The organism is Enterobacter sp. MGH 37 (genome assembly GCF_000534515.1).
Classification (GTDB): domain Bacteria; phylum Pseudomonadota; class Gammaproteobacteria; order Enterobacterales; family Enterobacteriaceae; genus Enterobacter; species Enterobacter kobei.
Genome location: NZ_KI973205.1, coordinates 173686 through 193589 on the forward strand (window position 1 = coordinate 173686; position 19904 = coordinate 193589).

Genomic DNA, 19904 nt, shown 5'->3' on the forward strand with positions numbered 1-19904 from the left:
ATAACCACAGGACGCGATCACCTTGCATTGTGTGCTGATCCTATTCCGAATTATAGGTATTATAGGGAACAAACAACCCACACACGTGTTTACATGGAATCTTCGATGTTAAAAATCTTTAATACAATGACGCGCCAAAAAGAGGAATTTAAACCTATTCATGCCGGGGAAGTCGGCATGTACGTGTGTGGTATTACCGTTTACGATCTCTGTCACATCGGCCATGGGCGCACCTTCGTTGCCTTCGACGTGGTGTCACGTTACCTGCGTTTTTTAGGCTACAACCTGAAGTACGTCCGCAATATCACCGACATCGACGACAAAATCATCAAACGCGCGAATGAAAACGGCGAGAGTTTTGTTGCGCTGGTGGATCGCATGATTGTCGAGATGCACAAAGATTTCGACGCTTTAAACATTCAGCGTCCGGACAGCGAGCCGCGTGCAACTCACCATATTCACGAAATCATTGAGATCACCGAGAAGCTGATCGCACGCGGTCACGCCTATGTGGCGGATAACGGCGACGTGATGTTCTCCGTGCCAACGGACCCGACCTACGGTGCGCTTTCCCGTCAGGATCTGGATCAGCTGCAGGCTGGGGCCCGCGTGGACGTGGTCGACGTGAAGCGTAATCCGATGGACTTCGTGCTGTGGAAGATGTCCAAAGAGGGTGAGCCAAGCTGGCCATCTCCGTGGGGTGAAGGGCGTCCGGGCTGGCACATTGAATGTTCCGCGATGAACTGCAAACAGCTGGGCAAACACTTCGACATTCACGGCGGCGGTTCGGATCTGATGTTCCCGCACCACGAAAACGAAATTGCGCAGTCCACCTGTGCCCACGGCGGCGAGTACGTGAACTACTGGATGCACTCCGGAATGGTGATGGTTGACCGCGAGAAGATGTCAAAATCGCTGGGCAACTTCTTTACCGTGCGCGACGTGCTCAAGTATTACGATGCGGAAACCGTGCGTTACTTCCTGATGTCCGGCCACTATCGCAGCCAGCTGAACTACAGCGAAGAGAACCTGAAGCAGGCGCGTTCGGCGCTGGAACGTCTGTATACCGCGCTGCGCGGTACCGACAAGTCTGTTCCTGCCGCAGGCGGCGACGCCTTCGAAGCCCGCTTTATTGAGGTGATGAACGACGACTTTAATACTCCGGAAGCCTACTCCGTGCTGTTCGATATGGCGCGCGAAGTGAACCGTCTGAAGTCAGAAGATATGGCGGCGGCGAATGCGCTGGCCTCTCATCTGCGTAAGCTCTCTTCCGTGCTCGGCCTGCTGGAGCAGGAGCCAGACGCCTTCCTGCAGAGCGGTGCGCAGGCGGACGACGGCGAAGTGGCGGAAATTGAAGCCTTGATCAAGGCACGTCTGGAAGCGCGTCAGGCGAAAGACTGGGCGGCGGCAGATGCGGCACGTAACCGTCTGACCGAGATGGGGATTATTCTGGAAGACGGCCCGCAGGGCACCACCTGGCGTCGTAAGTAATTTTCCCCTCACCCTAACCCTCTCCCTGTGGGAGAGGGCCGGGGTGAGGGCATCAGCGCGCACGTTTTCTCCACCACAGCAACCCCATCAGCACCACTCCCGGCAGCCAGACCCACAGCAACTCTGAAATGATCACCTGATGTCCGTACGGCGTGGTATAGCGCGACAGGGCAAACGGCGCGACTTTTATCACCTGCAACGGGGCAAAGAAGCGTTCATCTGACCACGGCCACAGCCAGCCGACCCCTTTTCCGCCGGTCGTCACGGAATCCAGCAGGCTGTGAGACAGCAGTGACACGGTCAAAAAAAGCCAGCAGCGCGTCAGAGGAGTTTTGAACCATCGTCGGCCAATCAGCACGCAAAGTATCGGCACCACAAAGGCAAACAGCAGGGAATGGGTAAAGCCGCGATGGCCGAAAACATTGCCGTAAGCGACGCCGAACTTAAACGCCAGCACGTCGGCGTCCGGCAGCATGGCGAGGACAATTCCGGCAAATAACAGGCGGGGAGGGATGACTTTACTTCCCAGGCCTAAGCCCAGGCAAAGGGGAACAGCTGCGTGAGTGATAACGGTAGGCATTGCATTTATCCATGGCAAATCATGGAAATATAGCAGGGTAATGGCGGAAAATACGCTGTGCTATATTCTGATTTTACGCCGACTCGCGTGCGATAAGCTGCCCGGAGAGGGTGATGCGTTGCGTTTGCAGATCTGGCTCTTTCAGCTTACGGATAATCAGCCCTGCCGCCTGACGCCCGGTTTCATCGCTCGCTGAGGAGACATAGGTCAACGACGGTGAGGTAAGGTTAACGTGAAGCATATCTTCAAAACCGACCAGCGCGACCTGCTGCGTCAGAAACACATCTTTACCCACCGTACGCCCCACCTGGTGAATGCCTGAGATGGAGCCGAGCATGGCATCCGGGGAGTGGCAGAGCAGGGCTGTGATGGTGTTGTTCTTCTCAAGCAACTGGCGCGTTGCCATCGCCGCCGCCTGGGTATCATCGGGGCAGGCGGGAGAATATTCGTCACGCCAGACCAGCCCGCTTTGCGTCATGGCACTGCGAAAACCGAGCAGGCGTTGCTCGCGGAGAAGACAGCCGTCGCGCCCGCCAATGTAGGCAATATTGCGATGTCCGCGCTCGATAAGATAGCGCGCGGCCAGGTTCGCGGCCTGGCGGTTATCGCGCATGACCAGGTTACATTTTTCATCCAGCAACGACTGGGAAACGACCACCAACGGCAGCGGGCAGTGGCGAATGTGTTCCGGCAGCGTTGCGGTGCGGGTGTCGGACGCCAGATAGATGACACCCGCCACGCCCTGCTGCTTAAACGAAAGCAGGGTGCGTTCAAGATGCTCACGGTCATTCAGCGGCTGACCGAGAAACACCATATAGCCTTGCTTCTCCAGCTCCTGAACAATGCTCGCCATCACCTTGATGGAAAAGCTGTCGCTGAAGTCCCGCAGGATCAGGCCAATTAAATTAGAGGTGTTGGCGCGAAGGTTGGCAGCGGCGACGTTATGAACATAGCCCAGCGTCGTGATGGCGGCGTTGACCTTCCCGATCGTTGCCTCTGAGATTTTCCCTTTCTGGCGCAGCACCAGTGACACGGTCGAGACCGAGACGCCCGCGTGCTTTGCGACATCAATAATGCTGACTTTCTTCAAAGCCGCTCCCTGAAATTAACCGATTATCAGCCAGATAAAGTAATGCGTCCCCCAGCGTACAGGAGACGCATCACGCCGGCATCTTATTATTTGCCAATCATGGTGGACATGGTCTGGGCGATAAACTGTGCTCTGGCACCGAAAATCACCTGAATACCGTTGTCGCCAACGAAGACCACGCCGCGGGCGCCGAGTCCGTTCAGCCCGTCTTTATCCACTGCCTCGCTTTTCGCCACTTCCAGACGCAGGCGGGTAATGCAGGAGCCAACGGAATCAATATTCTGCGCGCCGCCCAGCAGGCTGATAATCTCTGTGGCAAGTTCGGAATCGGACTTGTCATTTGCATTGGCAGTGACATCGGTACGACCCGGGGTTTTGACGTCGAAGCGACGGATCACGAAGCGGAACGTAAAGTAGTAAATCAGCCCCATTGGAATGCCGATGATAATGGCATTCAGGAAGTTGGTCTTGTAACCGTTAAAGGACGGCAGGATCCCGAACGACAGGTAGTCGATAAAGCCCGCCGAGAACGATTTGGCAATATGCGCATGCAACAGGTACATGGTCATGTAGGCCAGGCCCGCCATGATGGCATTAAAGACGTAGAGAATCGGCGCCACGAAGATAAAGGTAAACTCTACCGGTTCGGTGATCCCCGTCAGGAAGCAGGTGAGCGCTGCCGAGAACAGAATACCGGCCGCAATCTTTTTGTTTTTCGTGTGTGCTTCGTGATACATCGCCAGGCACGCCGCAGGCAGCGCGAACAGCATCAGCGGGAATTCACCCTGCATGAATTTACCGGCGTTCTGGTAGGTGTCGCTGCTGAAGGATTTCACCCCTTCTTCCAGCATCTTGAACCAGATGGTCTGGTCGCCATGAATCACCTGGCCTGCCTGAGTTGTGTAATCCCCAAACGAATACCAGAACGACGGATACCAGATATGGTGCAGACCGAGGGGGATTAGCGCACGCTCCACCAGGCCGAAGATAAAGGTCGAGGCCGCCTGATTATCGCCGTTAACTACCACGGAGAGGGCGTCGATACCGGCCTGAATATGCTGCCAGACGTACGGCAGCAACAGCCCCATCAGGAACGAGAGGAACGCGGTGGCAATCGCCACGAAGCGCTTACCGGAGAAGAAGCCAAGGAACTCCGGCAGCTGCATGGTGTGGAAGCGGTTAAAACACCAGGCCGCAAGGATACCGCAGATCAGGCCGCCGAAGACGCCCATCTGCAGCGTTGGTATGCCGACCACCATGGCGTATTTCCCGCCCTGCGAGGCCATTTCCGGCGTGATGCTCAGCACGGTGCTGATGGTGATGTTGGTGACAAACACCGAGACCGCCGCAGAGAGCGCCGCAATACCGGACTCTGACGCCAGGCCCACGGCGGAGCCAATGGCGAACAGCATCGGCAGGTTGTCAAAAATCACCCCGCCCGCGTTCATCATCAGCGGCAGATGGAACTTGTCGCCGAAGGCCAGCAGCAGGCCCGCAGCGGGAAGCAGTGAAATTGGCAGCATTAAGGCGCGACCAATCATCGATAACTTAGACAGCGATTTAACAAACCCTGATATCAGACCCATGCTGATTTCCCCCGAGTAGCGCTTTTTTTGGCGCTGTTATTGTAAGTAGAACGTTTTAGTAGAACGTTCTACTTATCGTGGAGAAAGCCTGAAAAACGCGCAACTGAATTCTCACCTTTCAACAGATGAAATAGTGATTATTTGAAGTTGATCGATAATTAACCGTGATGATTGTGGGGGTATGGTGAGAGAAATTGCCGGGTGCGGCTTCGCCTTACCCGGCCTACTAAATGGAGACAGTACGTAGGCCCGGTAAGCGCAGCGCCATCGGGCATCAGACGGCTCAGGCCGTAACCGTCACGCTCTGTCCTTCAAAACTCACGGTCTGGCCCGCGACAATTTTGCAGCGCTTGCGGGTTTCCACCGCGCCGTCGACTTTTACCAGTCCATCGGCAATGGCGATTTTGGCCTGCGCACCGCTTTCGCTCCAGCCTTCCAGCTTCAGCAGATCGCACAGCTCTACGTGCGGGTGTTTACCTAATGAAAATGTCGCCATCTTACGCGTCCTCTACGTCGTGATACTCTTCGCATGCCTGCAACGTATTCTGAATCAGTGTTGCTACGGTCATTGGGCCTACGCCGCCCGGTACTGGCGTGATGTAAGAGGCGCGTGCCGCCGCATCTTCATATACCACGTCGCCGACCACTTTGCCGTTTTCCAGACGGTTAATACCGACGTCCACGACAATTGCGCCTTCTTTGATCCACTCTCCAGGAATAAAGCCCGGCTTGCCAACCGCCACGATCAGCAGATCGGCGTTCTCGACGTGGTGTCGCAGGTTTTTGGTGAAGCGGTGGGTCACGGTGGTCGTGCAGCCAGCCAGCAGCAGCTCCATGCTCATCGGGCGGCCCACGATGTTGGACGCACCGATGACAACGGCGTTAAGACCGTAAGTGTCGATGTTATAGCGCTCCAGCAGCGTCACGATACCTCGCGGGGTACATGGGCGCAGACGCGGCGCGCGCTGGCACAGACGACCCACGTTGTACGGATGGAAACCGTCAACGTCTTTATCCGGGGCGATACGCTCCAGCACCTTCACGTTGTCGATGCCTGCTGGCAGCGGCAATTGAACCAGAATACCGTCGATCTCTTTATCGGCGTTCAGGGTGTCAATCAGTTCCAGCAGTTCCGCTTCGCTGGTGGTTTCAGGCAAATCGTAAGAGCGGGAGACGAACCCCACCTCTTCACACGCTTTGCGCTTGCTACCGACATAAATCTGCGATGCCGGGTTGCTACCAACCAGCACAACGGCGAGCCCGGGAGCGCGTTTTCCGGCAACTTTACGTGCCTTCACTTTTTCCGCGACCTCAGAGCGCACCTGCTGCGCAATCGTTTTACCGTCAATTATCTTTGCTGCCATCAGAGAGATGATTCCGTCTGTAACGTTTGAAAGGGGGGATTGCCTGTATTTTGTCAGAAGCGAGCGCCGCTGTCAGTCACCCTTTACGCGTTTTTATCAGCGAGACGCAAAAACCCTTCTTAGTGGGTGGTCAATTTCTTAGGCAGTATTAGGATGTGACCTGGCGAAATGGCAGCGTTTTGACATATTTAAAAACCTATTCCTGCGCTACTTTGTCTCCTCCGAAATAAGCTTTCAATTAATCAATTGAACGTATTTCTTATTCCCGATTTTCGCGGGAAGGGTTATTTACATTTTAAAGGAATAGACATGAAACTCAGCAACATTGCTTCTACTGTTATTGCTACACTGACCCTGGTCGCGGGTGCCGCTCATGCTGAAGATCCAGCCACGCCGGTTACCGTAAATGGCGGTACCGTGCATTTTAAAGGTGAACTGGTTAATGCTGCTTGTTCAGTAAATACTGATTCTTCCGAGCAGACCGTTAATCTCGGTCAGTATCGTACCGCGAAATTCACCAAAGTGGGCGACACCACCTCTAATATTCCATTCAACATTGAGCTGAATGACTGCGATCCGCTGGTAGCTAAAACCGCTGCGGTTGCCTTCACCGGTCAGATCGACCCAACCGACAAAACCCTGCTGGCCGTGACGTCCGGTAACAACGACAACACCGCAAAAGGCGTGGGTATCGAGATCCTCGACAGCAAATCCAGCGTGCTGACTCCAGACGGTGCGACCTTCTCTGCCGCTCAGACGCTGATTGAAGGGACTAACACCCTGAAATTCACCGCGCGTTATAAATCAACGGCTGCGACCACCGAGCCAGGCCAGGCGAACGCTGACGCCACCTTCGTAATGAAATACGAATAATTCCCTCGCACAAGGATGTTCAGGCCTCAGGGATGAGGCCGTCATACGCAAATGCCAGGAATGAAGGATGACAAGGACTGGAACACTACTGCTGTTAACCCTTGCGATGGCTGGCCCGGCATCGGCACATACCGTGGTGATCGACGGTGGCAAAGTGCATCTTCGCGGGGAGCTGGTAAACGGCGGCTGCGCCGTGGCGCCCGACAGCCAGAATATGCGCATCGACATGGGGCAGTACCGAACCAATTCATTTTCCGGTGTGGGCAGTTTCTCAACGGTTAACGTGCCCTTCACCGTGCGACTGCTGGATTGCAGCGTGGATGTCTCGCGCACCGTAGGGATCCAGTTTCAGGGTGTTACACCAGAGGAAGATCCGCAGGTTTTTCTGGCGACATCGCGGCCAGGCGAAACACCTGTCAGCAGCGGCGTGGGGTTGGCGCTTTTTGATGAACAGCAGCGTCAGATTATCCCAAATGCAACGGCCGTCAGCTGGTTGCCGGTGAATACCAGCGAGCTCGCATTTCATTTTAGCGCCCGCTATCGCGCTATTTCCGAACACCTCGTGCCAGGCAATATTCAGTCGGATGTCTGGTTTACGTTGATTTATCCATAACACCTGCGAACACATTATTAAAGGTACGGTTTTGATGAATATGCTAATTAAACCAGGACTGATGTTATCGTTTATTTTAATGATGGTTTCTACTTGCGCGAATGCTTCCGGCGGTATTGCGCTGGGGGCCACACGCGTTATTTACCCGGCTGATGCAAAGCAAACGTCGCTGGCGATCACCAACAGCAATAAACAAGAACGCTATTTAATTAACGCGTGGATCGAAAATGCAAACGGGCAGAAGGAGAAAACCTTTGCCGTCACGCCGCCGCTGTTTGTTAGCGAGCCGGACAGTGAAAACACGCTGCGTATTATTTACGCCGGGCCAGCGCTGCCCGCCGATCGCGAGTCGCTCTTTTACATGAACGTGAAGGCGATCCCGTCAGTGAACAAAGCAAAAACAGAAAACAATAACGTGCTGCAGCTGGCGATCCTTTCACGTATCAAACTGTTTGTACGCCCGAATAATCTTGCGATGCAGCCAGAAGAGGCACTCTCTCAACTGCGTTTTGAGCGCGTTGGTAACCATCTAAAGGTCAGCAATGCGTCTCCTTACTACATCACCCTGGTCAACCTGAAGCTGGGCGGTCAGACGCTGGAGAACCTGATGGTGGCACCGAAAAACTCGGCTCAGCAGGTGCTGCCAGCCGGTGCCAGCGGTACGCTCTCATGGCAGAGCGTGAACGACTACGGTGCCATTACACCGGCGCGTAGCATCAACCTGTGAGCAGAGACAGGGCGATGAAAAACCATCAGGGACGTTACTGCCCGGTTGCGCTGGCGCTGATGGCCGCGCTCTGGCCCCAGGCTGGCTGGAGCGAAAGCTACTTCAACCCGGCCTTCTTGTCTGACGATACTGCCAGCGTGGCGGATTTGTCGCGTTTTGAACAAGGACACCAGCAGGCACCCGGCGTTTATCGCGTGGATATCTGGCGTAACGATGAGTTTATCGGCACTCAGGACGTGCGTTTTGAGCAGGCTGAGAACACGCCACCGGTGGCGGGCGGTCTGACCCCGTGCATTACGCGCGCGATGCTCGATCGCTTTGGCGTCAACGTTGCGGCGTTTCCCGAACTGGCTAACGTGCAGGGCGAAACCTGCGTTCCGTTGACCACGGCCATTCCCGGCAGCGAAACGGTATTTAACTTTGCCTCACAGCGTCTGAACGTCAGCCTGCCGCAGGTGGCGATGCAAAACAGTGCGCGCGGCTACATCCCGCCCGAACAGTGGGATGAAGGTATTCCCGCCGCCCTGGTGAACTACAGCTTCACGGGCAACCGGGGAAGCGAAGACGACAGCTACTATCTCAACCTGCAGAGCGGGCTGAACTATGGTGCCTGGCGTTTACGTAACAACGGCGCATGGCGTTACACCCAGAATAACGGGCAGCGGCACAGTGAGTGGGAGAATATTGGCACCTGGGCGCAGCGCACCGTTATCCCGCTCAAAAGCGAACTGGTGCTGGGCGACAGCAATACCGGGAATGATGTTTTCGACAGCGTCGGTTTTCGCGGCGGACGACTCTATTCGTCCGACAGCATGTACCCGGACAGCCTGCAGGGCTACGCCCCGACCGTGCGCGGTATTGCCAGGACGCCAGCCAAAGTTGTGGTGCGTCAAAACGGCTACGTTATCTATCAAAGCTACGTTCAGCCTGGTGCCTTTGCCATCACCGATCTTAACCCGACCTCCTCAAGCGGTGACCTGGAGGTGACGGTGGAAGAGAAAGACGGCAGCCAGCAGCGCTACACCGTGCCGTATTCCACCGTCCCGCTGCTGCAGCGAGAAGGGCGCTGGAAATACGATCTCGTGGCGGGGGACTATCGCAGCGGTAACAGCGACCAGGATACGCCGTTCTTCATCCAGGGCACCCTGGTGACCGGTCTTGCCAACGGCTTTACCCTGTATGGCGGTACGCAGCTGGCGTCACGCTATACCTCGCTGGCCGTCGGGGCCGGGAAAAACCTCGGTGACTGGGGCGCGGTATCGGTCGATATCACTCATGCCCGCAGCCAGCTCACGGACGACAGCAAGCACGAAGGGCAGTCGCTGCGTTTTCTTTATGCCAAATCGCTCAACGGCTTCGGCACCAACTTCCAACTGCTGGGCTACCGCTACTCCACCAAAGGGTTTTACACCCTGGACGATGTCGCCTGGCGCTCAATGGAGGGCTATCAGTATGCCGATAATCAGGACGGTAACGATGTGCCTGACGTACAGAGTTATCACAACCTGACGTGGAACAAAAAAGGCCGCTTTCAGCTCAACGTCTCTCAGTCACTGGGGGATTACGGCTCGGTCTATATTTCCGGGAGTGAGCAAACCTACTGGGGGACGGACGAAACGAACCTCTGGTATCAGCTGGGTTACGCGGGGGGCGTGAAGGGGATCAACTATTCCGTCTCGTGGTCGTGGAACAAATCCGTCGGGATCGACGGGACTGACCGGATCGCGTCGTTCAACGTCTCCGTGCCGTTTAGCTTGTTTACCCGTCAGGGCTATCGCCGGGACAGCGCGATTGACCGCGCCTACGCCACGGCATCCGCCAGCCGAAACAGTGAGGGTGATACCAGCTGGCAAACCGGCGTCAGCGGCACGCTGCTGGAGGACCGCAACCTGAACTACAGCGTGACCCAGGGACACGCCAGCACCAACGGCTCAAGCGGAAGCGCCAGCGCCAACTGGCAGGCAACCTACGGCACGCTGGGGGTGGGCTACAACTATTCCCGCGATCAGCACGATTTCAACTGGCAGCTCTCCGGCGGGGTGGTCGGCCATGCTGATGGCGTGACCTTTAGCCAGCCGCTGGGCGACACCAACGTGCTGATCAAAGCCCCGGGGGCATCAGGCGTCAGCGTGGAAAACCAGACCGGCGTGAAGACCGACTGGCGCGGCTATGCGGTGATGCCGTATGCCACCGTCTATCGCTATAACCGCGTGGCGCTGGATACCAATACCATGAGCAACAACACCGATATCGAAAATAACGTGAGCAGCGTGGTGCCGACCAAAGGCGCACTGGTGCGCGCCAGCTTTGACACCCGTATTGGCGTGCGTGCCCTGCTGACCGTCACACGTGGTAACCAGCCCGTGCCGTTCGGCGCCGTGGTGCGTGAAACCCAGAGTGGCGTGACCAGCATGGTGGGGGATGACGGGCAAATTTACCTGAGTGGGCTGCCGCTCGAAGGCGAACTGCTGATCCAGTGGGGGAACGGGGCACAGTCCCAGTGCCGTGCGCCTTACAGCTTGCCTGAAAAGAGCCTGCAACAGGCAATCACACTTAAGGGGATCCGCTGTGATTAAAATCCACATTTTTGCTTTATCACTTCTGGCTTTACTGCCCGCGTCACACGCACTGGCGACCGTGTGCGTCAACGAAAATGGCGTGCCGACAGAGGTGTACTACGACCTGACGGATAAATTCAACAGCTCGAATAACCAGGTGGGTCAGATTGTGACCCTCAGCGAAAAATCGCAATGGGTGGGGGTGAATGCCGTCTGCCCGAAGGGCACAACCGGCAATACCACCAGACGCAGCTACGTCACCGATTACCCGATCACCGGGACCAGCGATCGCTACCAGTATCTGAAGCTTAACGACTATCTGGATGGGGCCATGAAAATCACGGACAGCTATGCTGGCGAGTTTTACCCCCCGCAAAACTATATCCAGATGGGGAGCCATCCGAACGTCTCAAAAAACAAACCGTTTGGCGTTAAGGATTCCAACCTGGTGTTCCGTCTTAAGGTGACCCGGCGTTTTATCAACATGGTGGTGATCCCGCGTGCCACGATGTTCCGTGTTTACGTGACTACGACCGCCTCTGACCCGTTAACCACACCGGTCTATACCATCAGCTACAGCGGAACCATTCAGGTACCGCAAAGCTGCGCAATCAATGCCGGTAATGTGGTTGAGTTTGATTTCGGGGACATTGGCGCCTCCTTGTTCAGCAAAGCGGGCGCGGGTAACAAGCCGGAAGGGGTTTCATCGCAGAGTAAAACCATCGCGATTAAATGCACCAACGTCGAGGCGAATGCCATGCTGACGATGCGCGTTGAGGCTGAAAAGGTCTCCAGTAACGCACTGGTATCGGATAACCCGGATGTGGGGTTCATCATTGCCAACGAGAGTGGTACGCCGTTAACGCCTAACAACCTGACGAGCAAAATTCCGTTCCGTCTGGACGACAGCGCGCAGGCGCAGGTGGGGATCCGGGTCTGGCCAGTGAGCGTGACGGGCAATAAGCCCGCGGAAGGGCGCTTTACCTCGCGCGGGTATTTGCGTGTGGATTACGACTAAGGAGCCGATATGCGAAACGGGATCCGTTTTATCACCGTAGCGATCTTTGCGCTTTGCACACAGGCTCAGGCGGAAACCGCGTTGGGCGAAATTAACATTCAGCTCTACGGCAATATCGTCGATTTTACCTGCGTGGCCGAGGGGAACGACAGTGACAAAACCGTCACGCTGGGCACCTGGCCCACGAAGCAGCTCAGCACTACCGGGAGCCGCACGCAGCCCATGCCTTTTACGCTGAAACTGACCGGCTGTCCGCCAGGGGCCGCGTCCATTACGTTTTCCGGTAAAGCTGACGGGAGCAACAACGGGTTGCTGGCACTGAACGACGCCAGCACGGCAAGCCGCGTCGCCGTCGAGATCAGGGATGCGGATAAATCGCGTCTGGATCTCCAGCAGGCCAGCCAGCCGGTCACGGTCGATGCGCAGGGGAATGCGACACTGTCATTTTATGCCAATTATATTGCTACTGCCGATAACCCTCAGCCCGGAAAGGCTGATGCTGATGCGACCTTCATGATTAATTATAATTAGCACTGACCGCACTCCCTGCAGCTCAGATAAACTGCAGGGAGTGAATTCAGGTTATAGCAGTTCGTGTGCTTTAGCGTAATCAATTAATTCCACGATGCTTTGCACCCCCAGCTTGGAATAAATATTGGATTTGTGCGCACTAATGGTCTTGTTGCTTAATAGCAATTGCTCCGCAATTTCCTTATTGGACAGTCCATTCGCCAGATAACGTAATACCGTAACCTCGCGATTCGATAACGGCATATCTGCCAACTCTCCCTTTCCCGACCCCATATGGTTTATAAAATTCAGCGTCTCCGACGGGAAAAAAGAATAGCCCATCAGGATCATCTCTACGGCGTTGTAGATCTCACCCAAATCTTTTCGTTTACTGACAAAGCCGTTGGCCCCGGCGCGAATGGCACGTCCGGCGTAAAACAGTTCTGATTTAGATGATAAGAAAAGAACCTTAATCTCTTTATTTAAGTTTTTGATTCTCTTAAGTAAAGCAAAGGCATCTGTGCCCGTAAGTTCAATGTCAAGGATCACCAAATCGATAGGGTGATTGCGGATGCAGTCAAGAACTTCATGGCTATCGCCAGACTTAAGCTTGACGATGATATTCTTATTTTTCTGTAGCAGGACTTCTATCGACATTCTGACGATAGGATGTTCGTCCATAATGATAACGGATGCCGGTTTCATTTTTAATGCCTCAGATTGTTAAAAGCGTTATGTAGAGTTTTGTAAAACTCTCGAAATGCCGGAAGGATATAATGAGCAGATCCCTATACCGTAGTATTTCCCTGGAAAGAGCGAAAGCATCCCTGTTTACGTAATGAAAAGAACTCTGCCTCAGCGCGGTCGTCTCATTTGGCTGGTGTTGGCAAAAAGGTTTTTCTTATTCAATTTTGATACGCATCTTATTATACAGGGTAAGTTTTTTCCGAAAACCCTGTAAATTACGTTCCGCTTATTGGTTTGTATTATCTTCTGGATCTGAATGGCCTCCTTTTTAAATTTAGCGGAATTATCCTGGTATCCCATTTACCGCATCTTTTCATCTTTATGTAATAACAAAAAATAACAGATGTCTCTTTATGTTGCGAAAATGTTAATGAAATGGCGTCTCGATTTAAGGCAGGATCTTGAGAAGATGAGGCGAAAAAATGCCCTCTCAGGGCCTCAGACCTTCATCTGAAAGTCCTTAAGCGATATCAACGTCGCTCCATCATCGTACAGGAGAACGTGCTGCCAGCTTCGCTTCCCGCTCCTGGTGCGTAAAGGGAAGCTGCTTGTTTTTACATCATTATCATCTCGTTAACGCCTTCTGCATTCACTTAACGGATGGAGGAAAGTGCTGCAGTTGATTCAATCTGTGACATTTCACATGGTTCAAGGCCATAAATTAGGAATAGTTATAAAATCGACTTTATTGTTAATGTTTAACATTAAATTAACATAATGGGTAAGTAAATTCTTAAAGCGCTTTAGGAAATAAGGGGTTAGGACGTAAGTTAAAACGAGCAGTCTGAGAGGTTATTAAGAAGGTGTAACAATTCCTGGCGATGGCTCAGCCCGAGCTTCATCAGGATGCAGCTGAGGCGATAGATAATGCGGCTATAGGGACGATTCTGCAGAAGGGCAATCTGTCGTAACGTCTTGCCACGGGCAAGCTCCTGCAAAATGGGCCATTCGTTGCGCGAGAACCAGTCTCTATCGGAGCCCTGAAGGGGGCGGGGTTCCATCAGGCTGTGCTGAAGCCCTGCTGCGTTCATCTGACGTTCGAGCACATGAAAAGGACCTGCCGCTTTGCAGAAGAGACGCGCGTCATAATTATCAGCCCGGATCAGCAGCCATGGCGTCAGGAAGGGGGGATACAGGCTATGTCTTCTTAACTGATCCAGTTGATCAATCAGCCCCGTGGAACGGCTTTCAATATCCACTACCAGACGGGCCGAGGGCCATTGGCTCTGCGCACCCAGCGCATCGTCCAGCGACGTGAAGTCGCAACAGCTGCTTAGCGGAAACTGCCCATTGAGAAAACCGGAGCGCAAAAAATTGTCCTCCGTTACCAGGATGATAAACGGGGCATCGGTTTTTCGGGGCTGGTTGATGGACTGGCTCAAAAACTCGAGTCGGTCGAAAAAGGGGGGGGCAAAAGGTGAGTGCGTAAATCCCAGTGCATCACTTCCTGTACGCCGCCGCCGGTAACGGCGCACTGTCATTCGCATGGCCTCCCTCCTGGAAATGGCGTGTTAATCCTCCGGCCATGTCCAGGACGGCCAGTAATATCCCTGGCCGAGATCGGCACCCGCCTGCAGTGCCCGGATACGATCGCGTTCAGTCTCAATACCTTCGATGAGTACGCTTCCGGCCAGCTGAAAGCAAAGTGAAACCAGTTTCCTCAGTGCAGGTGTGGCGCGTAAACGCCAGAATGCGTTCTTATCGATTTTGATGCCGTTCAACGGTAATCGACAAAATAAAAACGGCTGAATGATAGTTTCGTCGATATCATCCAGCCAGATAGAGTGTCCCCGTTCCTGAAGTTGCCGCAGGTTGTTGACGACGCTCTGCTTCTGTGCGGCGGAGAGCGCCAGAAAGAGAGGGAGGTCGACAATCTCAATATTCAGCGGCGCGGTTTTCATATTGATGAGCCGCGCAAAAGGCGCAGGTGCCGTCAACACGGTTATCGGCAGATTAATAAAAAGATTATTGCCGTGCGGGGTATTTTTTAATGCGGCCAGCTGCGCTTCAAGCAGCGTCAAAGACGCTTCTGCCGACTGATGGCGGAAGAAGTCCTCGCTATGCTCGGTGTCGGACAAGACGCTCAGGACCTCCACGCCGACCCGGCGCCGGGCGTTGAGGGCGACGATAGGCTCCAGTTTGATGCCGACGATGTCCTGAGAAATAGACTGTAATCGGGGGGGCGTATCGAACGGGTTTTGCGCTGTCACTCCATTGTCCTGTTGTCTGTCAGCCTCCAGGCGGCCGGGATACCTCGCTCTAGTGTGACGAGCTGACGTTCAGGAAAACAGCAGGCGTTACTTAAATGCAACTAAGCCTTTTCGCAGCGCTAAATTTTAAGGTGAAACAGCGAGAAATGTTGAGAAAATAACCGTATTTACAATCGGCTAGCGGTAATTGCCTCTGAAAGCGGAAAAGGCATTGACTCACCTGCCATTGACCGTATAATTCTTCGCGTTTCACCGCCGCGAAGTTCACTCTTCTCAGTGCGCCCTTAGCTCAGTTGGATAGAGCAACGGCCTTCTAAGCCGTAGGTCGTAGGTTCGAATCCTACAGGGCGTGCCATTATGAATCATGCACTTACGCCTCCTTCACACCCTCCTGATTTCCGCTGTGGGACATATTTGGGACATCAAGCCCAAAAATAGAGTCAATTTGCTTCGCATGCTCAGTTAAATGGTTAGGTGCTAAGTGCGCATATCGGCGGACCATTTCGATACTTTCCCAGCCACCCATTTCCTGCAGCACAGATAACGGAACACCAGACTGAATTAACCAGCTCGCCCACGTATGTCTCAGGTCGTGGAATCGGAAATCCTCAATACCTGCACGACGACATGCCGCATTCCATGCGCTCTGGTCATCAACACGCATCTTCCTCACTGATGGCGTCTTAGAACCATCAGGTCTAACACCGGCTTTCATATGGACGAACACCCATTTATGATGATTGCCAATCTGATCGCGCAGCACCTTACAGGCCGTATCATTCAGCGCTACGCCAATAGCTCTGTTTGATTTGCTGTCTTCTGGATTCACCCAGGCAACCCGACGCTGCATGTCTATCTGTTGCCATTCCATATTGATAATGTTCGAACGACGAAGGCCGGTTGCCAGCGCAAACTTAACAACCGACTTCAGCGGCTCAGGGCATTCCTCAATTAACCTCTTTGCTTCCTCATGCTCCAGCCATCTAACCCGCTTATTCCTCACCGCGGGAACCTTAATCACAGGTGCTTTCTCCAGCCATTTCCAGTCACGTTCTGCCGCACGCAGAATAGCTTTCATCAGTGCCAGATGCTTGGCTTTGGTTGAAGTGGTGACGGGGGAGGCTGAATACACTGGTGCTGGCTGTCCATTCTTCTGCGCCGCTGCTGCCTGGATTTTCCATATCTCAAGCAGCTTGCGGTTGCTCATCTTGTTTACTACTGAGTAAATCCTTTGCTCAGTGACATCCTTCAATCGAATCCCTTCGAAGTGTGCAAGCCAGAACGCCATGCGGCTGCGGTCGTCTTTCAGTGACTTCTTCTCGGCCTTTTCCTCAAGCCACCGCATGCATGCATCATCAAACGTTACATCAGGGAAATCGCCTAAGCGATCTACTCGCCACAGTTCAGCTTTGCGCTTGTCATGTAGTTCAGTAGCGAGCCGTTTGTCGGAAGTCCCAAGGCTTTCCTTAATTCGCTTCCCGCCCGGGAGCGAGTACGATGCGTACCATATTTCACCTCTGCGGAAGAGTGACATTTAGTTTCCTCTTTAATGCCATCACCCGCGCTCACGCCGACAGTATGCAGCGGAGACTGAAGCGCCGCAATGCAGGCTTGCCGTGTAGTGAGGTATGGTGATTTAGGTTTTGAAGGGTCTTTGCGTGTTGCCTGAAGGCGGCCTGTGCGAATCCAGTTAGTGGCGGTAGGTCTGGATATCTTGAGAAATGCACAGGCTTCATCGAGTGTGAGGCTGTGTGATTCCATGGTTATGAATCGCCACGCGTTTAACAGACACCTCAGAGTCATTTAAGATGACTTAAAGAGAGGTGCCCATGAGCGGTAAGCGTTATCCTGAAGAGTTTAAAACTGAAGCAGTCAAACAGGTTGTTGATCGCGGTTATTCTGTTGCCAGCGTTGCAACACGTCTCGATATCACCACCCACAGCCTTTATGCCTGGATAAAGAAGTACGGTCCGGATTCTTCCACTAATAAAGAACAGTCAGATGCTCAGGCCGAGATCCGCCGTCTCCAGAAAGAGCTGAAACGGGTTACCGACGAACGGGACATATTAAAAAAAGCCGCGGCGTACTTCGCAAAGCTGTCCGACTGAGGTACGCCTTTATCCGTGACAACTCCTGTTGCTGGCCTGTTCGCCTGCTCTGTCGGGTGCTGGATGTTCATCCCAGTGGTTTTTACGCCTGGCTTCAGCAGCCGCATTCACAACGCCATCAGGCAGACCTGAGACTGACAGGACAGATTAAACAGTTCTGGCTGGAATCGGGATGCGTCTATGGTTATCGCAAAATCCATCTGGATCTGCGTGACAGCGGGCAACAGTGCGGAGTAAACAGAGTCTGGAGACTGATGAAACGTGTCGGAATAAAGGCTCAGGTCGGATACCGAAGCCCGCGGGCACGTAAAGGCGAGGCCAGTATCGTGTCACCCAACAGGCTCCAGCGACAGTTCAATCCGGATGCTCCTGATGAGCGTTGGGTAACGGACATAACCTACATCAGGACCCACGAAGGCTGGCTGTATCTTGCCGTTGTTGTTGATCTGTTCTCACGCAAAATTATCGGCTGGTCCATGCAATCCCGGATGACAAAGGACATTGTCCTGAACGCACTGCTGATGGCTGTATGGCGGCGTAATCCCGAAAAACAGGTGCTGGTTCATTCGGATCAGGGCAGTCAGTACACAAGCCATGAGTGGCAGTCGTTCCTGAAATCACACGGCCTGGAGGGTAGCATGAGCCGTCGCGGTAACTGCCATGATAATGCGGTTGCAGAAAGTTTTTTCCAGTTGTTGAAACGTGAACGGATAAAGAAAAAGATCTACGGAACGCGGGAAGAAGCCCGCAGTGATATTTTTGATTACATCGAAATGTTTTATAACAGTAAGCGTCGGCATGGTTCTAGCGAACAGATGTCACCGACAGAATATGAAAACCAGTATTATCAACGGCTCGGAAGTGTCTAGATTATCCGTGGCGATTCAGATTTCATCGTTTAACGACCTTGCCAGTAACGCGCTTGAACTTAGATATCAGGGTAAGAATTTCATGTCAGCTCTGACTGAGTCAATCCAGGGAAGGCTGAAGCGATACTCATCAGAAGAGCAGAAAGAAATTCTAAGCTCTCTCGGAGTTTATGCTGACTCAATGCGTGATGAAATCCTGCAACGTTTCTCGGGTGACGTTACGCTTCCTGGTAAAGTTGCACGTTTGCAGCGCCAGTTCTTCCGCCTAAACGGTTTAAACTGGTGGACTGATGCGTCACGAAATACCACGGCCACTATGATTTCTCACTGGCTTGCAGGAAACTCAAAGTCACCACACGCCTCACTCAATGCCGACCTGAAAAGGGCATTAGACCTGCATGGCATAGGTGAAGCAGAGTGGAACATCTATCGCACGATGGATATGAAAGGCTCTGAAGGGCGTACATTCATGACGCCTGATGGCATTGAATCAGTACCCGATGAGGTGATCGCCAAATACGTATCTGACAGAAACATCAACGTGAACGAAAGAAGCATTGCCAATGCTCGCTCAGACCTTGGAGACAAGTTACGTGGATACATTCTTGACCGCGTAATGGTTGCCATGACTGAACCTACTGCGCGTACTCGTGCTTTTATGAAGCAAGGTACGCAACCAGGCACGGTGCAAGGTGAACTCATCAGATTTATTGGTCAGTACAAATCATTCACCGCATCATTCATGCAGCAAGCGCTTGGAAGGGAAGTATTTGGCAGAGGGTATACGCCAGCACCTTTAGGCGAAAGCCGTTGGGGCAGCGTTACAAACGCCCTGTTTAAAAGCGGAAAAGGGGAGATGGTTGGCCTGGCACAAGTTGCGCTATGGATGACTTTCTTCGGCTACCTGTCGATGCAGACAAAGCTGATGCTGAAGGGGCAAACACCTCGTCCAGCAGATGCAAAAACATTCCTGGCTGCTGCGGCGCAAGGTGGTGGGTTAGGGATTTTTGGCGACTTTTTGTTTGGCGAGGCAAACCGATTCGGTAATGGCCCAATCACTTCCCTGGCTGGACCGGTAGCGGGCTCTGCTGACCAACTGGTAACTTTGTTCCAGAAGGCACGCTCTGGCGATGCAAAAGCCGGAGACTTCTTCAGGTTTACCGTTGACCACACGCCATTCATCAACTTGTTCTGGTCGCGCCCAATCCTTAATTATCTTTTCCTTAACCAACTGCAAGAGTCATTATCTCCTGGCTCTCTTCATCGATATGAGCAGAACATCAGGAAGAATCAGGGTAATGATTTCCTTATTCCTCCTTCTCAGTTCATGCTTGGGCGTTAATAGAATAACCATCCAACAAATGGCAATCCTGTAAAAAACAGGAACGCATAAAATCTATCCCTGTTGAAGCCTTCTTTGAAAATGAACTGAAACCAGAAGATTAATACAGCAGCGATAATCATTCCTGTAAACATAGTTAGTCTCCTGTAACCCGCTTCGGCGGGTTTTTTATTACCCAAAGTTACCGCAGCTAAATGCTTGCGGGGATTACGCACGCC

Annotated in this window: 18 protein-coding genes, 1 tRNA gene and 1 pseudogene; 10 read left to right on the top strand and 10 right to left on the bottom strand. The window is 53.3% G+C overall.

Annotated elements, in window-relative coordinates:
- The first annotated feature begins 105 nt into the window (after positions 1-105).
- Complete coding sequence (cysS, locus tag L383_RS22780) at positions 106-1491, top strand: cysteine--tRNA ligase (RefSeq protein ID WP_023332268.1); 1386 nt, start codon at positions 106-108, stop codon at positions 1489-1491.
- A gap of 52 nt (positions 1492-1543) precedes the next feature.
- On the opposite strand, the gene L383_RS22775 is transcribed toward cysS, so the two are convergent.
- From L383_RS22775 to folD, 5 genes are all read right to left on the bottom strand, one after another.
- Positions 1544-2071 carry a metal-dependent hydrolase gene (locus tag L383_RS22775; protein WP_023332269.1) on the bottom strand — a complete coding sequence of 176 codons (528 nt, stop codon included), beginning with the start codon at positions 2069-2071 and terminating at the stop codon, positions 1544-1546.
- A gap of 73 nt (positions 2072-2144) precedes the next feature.
- A complete protein-coding gene (gene malI / locus L383_RS22770; RefSeq protein WP_014882839.1) occupies positions 2145-3161 on the bottom strand; it encodes a Mal regulon transcriptional regulator MalI in 1017 nt (338 codons plus the stop codon).
- Positions 3162-3247: 86 nt separating this feature from the next.
- Positions 3248-4747 (bottom strand): PTS transporter subunit EIIC, encoded by a 1500-nt coding sequence (locus tag L383_RS22765; protein WP_023332270.1) that lies wholly within the window; start codon positions 4745-4747, stop codon positions 3248-3250.
- A 283-nt stretch (positions 4748-5030) separates the two neighbouring features.
- On the bottom strand, positions 5031-5243 hold the full coding sequence (ybcJ, locus tag L383_RS22760; RefSeq protein ID WP_004143016.1) for a ribosome-associated protein YbcJ: 213 nt from the start codon (positions 5241-5243) through the stop codon (positions 5031-5033).
- 1 nt (position 5244) lies between these two features.
- Entirely contained in the window at positions 5245-6111 is an 867-nt protein-coding gene (gene folD, locus L383_RS22755) for a bifunctional methylenetetrahydrofolate dehydrogenase/methenyltetrahydrofolate cyclohydrolase FolD (RefSeq protein WP_014882841.1), read from the bottom strand.
- A 309-nt stretch (positions 6112-6420) separates the two neighbouring features.
- Between folD and fimA the strand changes: the two genes are divergently transcribed.
- The 6 genes from fimA to sfmF all read left to right on the top strand — a co-directional run bounded on the left by fimA (position 6421) and on the right by sfmF (position 12431).
- Positions 6421-6984 carry a type 1 fimbrial major subunit FimA gene (fimA, locus tag L383_RS22750; protein WP_023332271.1) on the top strand — a complete coding sequence of 188 codons (564 nt, stop codon included), beginning with the start codon at positions 6421-6423 and terminating at the stop codon, positions 6982-6984.
- Between the two features lie 67 nt (positions 6985-7051).
- The gene (gene fimI, locus L383_RS22745; protein WP_014882843.1) at positions 7052-7597 is read left to right on the top strand and encodes a type 1 fimbrial protein subunit FimI; all 546 of its coding nucleotides are present in this window, start codon (positions 7052-7054) and stop codon (positions 7595-7597) included.
- Between the two features lie 34 nt (positions 7598-7631).
- Positions 7632-8324 carry a type 1 fimbria chaperone FimC gene (gene fimC / locus L383_RS22740; RefSeq protein ID WP_023332272.1) on the top strand — a complete coding sequence of 231 codons (693 nt, stop codon included), beginning with the start codon at positions 7632-7634 and terminating at the stop codon, positions 8322-8324.
- 14 nt (positions 8325-8338) lie between these two features.
- Complete coding sequence (locus tag L383_RS22735) at positions 8339-10900, top strand: fimbrial biogenesis usher protein (RefSeq protein ID WP_023332273.1); 2562 nt, start codon at positions 8339-8341, stop codon at positions 10898-10900.
- Entirely contained in the window at positions 10893-11900 is a 1008-nt protein-coding gene (gene fimH / locus L383_RS22730) for a type 1 fimbria D-mannose specific adhesin FimH (protein WP_023332274.1), read from the top strand. The genes L383_RS22735 and fimH overlap by 8 nt, the downstream gene beginning before the upstream one ends.
- Before the next feature lie 9 nt (positions 11901-11909).
- Positions 11910-12431, top strand: a complete 522-nt coding sequence (gene sfmF / locus L383_RS22725; protein ID WP_023332275.1) for a fimbria assembly protein — start codon at positions 11910-11912, stop codon at positions 12429-12431.
- A gap of 51 nt (positions 12432-12482) precedes the next feature.
- Here the strand turns inward: sfmF and fimZ are convergent, their stop codons facing one another.
- The 3 genes from fimZ to L383_RS22710 form a co-directional block, all read right to left on the bottom strand.
- Positions 12483-13115 (bottom strand): fimbria biosynthesis transcriptional regulator FimZ, encoded by a 633-nt coding sequence (gene fimZ / locus L383_RS22720; RefSeq protein WP_023332276.1) that lies wholly within the window; start codon positions 13113-13115, stop codon positions 12483-12485.
- A gap of 812 nt (positions 13116-13927) precedes the next feature.
- The gene (locus tag L383_RS22715) at positions 13928-14644 is read right to left on the bottom strand and encodes a helix-turn-helix transcriptional regulator (RefSeq protein ID WP_014882850.1); all 717 of its coding nucleotides are present in this window, start codon (positions 14642-14644) and stop codon (positions 13928-13930) included.
- A 24-nt stretch (positions 14645-14668) separates the two neighbouring features.
- Positions 14669-15367: an EAL domain-containing protein gene (locus tag L383_RS22710; protein ID WP_023332277.1), complete on the bottom strand. Its 699-nt coding sequence runs from the start codon at positions 15365-15367 to the stop codon at positions 14669-14671.
- A 278-nt stretch (positions 15368-15645) separates the two neighbouring features.
- Between L383_RS22710 and L383_RS22705 the strand changes: the two genes are divergently transcribed.
- A tRNA-Arg gene (locus L383_RS22705) sits at positions 15646-15722 on the top strand.
- Between the two features lie 15 nt (positions 15723-15737).
- Here the strand turns inward: L383_RS22705 and L383_RS22700 are convergent.
- Positions 15738-16901: a site-specific integrase gene (locus L383_RS22700; RefSeq protein ID WP_023332278.1), complete on the bottom strand. Its 1164-nt coding sequence runs from the start codon at positions 16899-16901 to the stop codon at positions 15738-15740.
- Positions 16902-17062: 161 nt separating this feature from the next.
- Positions 17063-17170 (bottom strand): annotated as a pseudogene (locus tag L383_RS26500) (hypothetical protein); the annotation flags it as partial.
- 26 nt (positions 17171-17196) lie between these two features.
- Here L383_RS26500 and L383_RS0123590 point away from each other — a divergent pair.
- Positions 17197-18344 (top strand): IS3 family transposase gene (locus L383_RS0123590; RefSeq protein WP_085949497.1). Its coding sequence is split into 2 segments (ribosomal slippage): positions 17197-17434 and positions 17434-18344, totalling 1149 coding nucleotides; the frame shifts between segments, so codons are not numbered across the junction.
- Positions 18307-19686, top strand: coding sequence for a hypothetical protein (locus L383_RS22690; RefSeq protein ID WP_023332279.1), 1380 nt, complete (start codon positions 18307-18309; stop codon positions 19684-19686). The genes L383_RS0123590 and L383_RS22690 overlap by 38 nt, the downstream gene beginning before the upstream one ends.
- The last annotated feature ends 218 nt before the right edge of the window (positions 19687-19904 follow it).